At 40.3% G+C, this 1,270-nt stretch carries 1 protein-coding gene; it reads right to left on the bottom strand.

Annotation, left to right across the window (positions count from 1 at the left end; genetic code table 11):
• Positions 1-82: 82 nt before the first annotated feature.
• Positions 83-1,162 carry a transposase gene (locus ACIQVU_RS20235; protein ID WP_402897034.1) on the bottom strand — a complete coding sequence of 360 codons (1,080 nt, stop codon included), beginning with the start codon at positions 1,160-1,162 and terminating at the stop codon, positions 83-85.
• Positions 1,163-1,270: the final 108 nt, after the last annotated feature.

The following is a 1,270-nucleotide window of genomic DNA, read 5'->3' as shown; positions in this document are numbered from 1 at the left end:
ATTTAGATTTAGTGGGGAGGGGTACCCCTCCCCACTAAATCTAAATCTAAATCAAATAAAGAAAAGAAAGAAATACACTTGACTAATCGTAAGAAGAGGCTGGGACATAAATAGTTCTAGTCCATACAAAAAATCGAAATCGCATCAGGTGATTTCGATTTTTTGATGTGTGGGTGGAAAAATTGGCAGAAAATTTCCTCTTCCTCCCATACTTTCGTAGATTCACGGCCATCAAAGCGAAGCCAATTTCGTTTTCTACCTTCGATTGGCCAAGAACCGAAAAGTGAGTAAAACCTAAATTAGCCTTCAGACATCCAAAAACTGGTTCTATATCTACTTTTCGTTGACGGTAGAGAGTCCCTGCTTTGGCATAGCTATTTCGTTTGCCGAAAATCGCAAAATCCTGTTCATATTTCTGTTTGCGTGTGATCCACTCGTTTACTTGTTTCCATTGTTGTTTTGGCGTTTTCCGTTCGCTGCGCAGCTGCTTTCGCTCTTGGGCCTCTTCGGATTGCTCGATTCTTTCTGTATAGTCGGCTACGACTTCTTCTAATTTTTCTGCCACTTGTTTTAATTCAGTGATGGACAGCTGCGTTTCCACTTCTTGTTCGATGGCTGGTATAATTTGTTGTTGCAGTAATTCCTCATACAGCTGGTTTGATTTTTCCACCAAACTCGCTTCATATTTTTCAATTGAACGTTTCCACACAAAGGTGAACTTGTTCGCATTTGCTTCGATTTTCGTGCCGTCAATAAAAATGGCTTCTTGCGCAATCAGGTCTTCCTTCACCAATTGACAACGGAATTGCACGAAACATTGACGAAGCAGCTCCTTTGTCAATGGGTGAACACGGAAACGATTGATGGTACGATAACTTGGTTGATAGCCTTGTGCCAGCCACATCATACGTAGGCTATCTTTTGTGAGGTCCTCGATTCGACGACCGGAGAAAGCCGATTGGGTATAACCACATAAAATGAGCTTTAACATCATACGTGGATGATACGCTGGACAGCCAGTTTGTTGAAGAAAAGGAGCGAAAGCTTCTGAGGGGATACTTTCCACTAATTGATGAATAGAGAAGGCGATATCATTTTCTTGTAATTTTATTTCGACATCCAGCGGTAAAACAAGTTGATTCATGTTATAATCTTTAAACATAAGGATCCTTCTTTCTATATATACGGTGAAAGAAAATTAGAGTTTCAAGCACAGCCTATTCACCGTATTTTCAGGTGTTTGATTAATCATTTGGATAAAGCCTTGGAC

Source organism: Lysinibacillus sp. NPDC098008 (assembly GCF_044760715.1).
In the GTDB taxonomy this organism is placed as follows: domain Bacteria; phylum Bacillota; class Bacilli; order Bacillales_A; family Planococcaceae; genus Lysinibacillus.
Note: the sequence above shows the minus strand (reverse complement) of the source record. Positions and strands in the feature narration are given on the sequence as shown.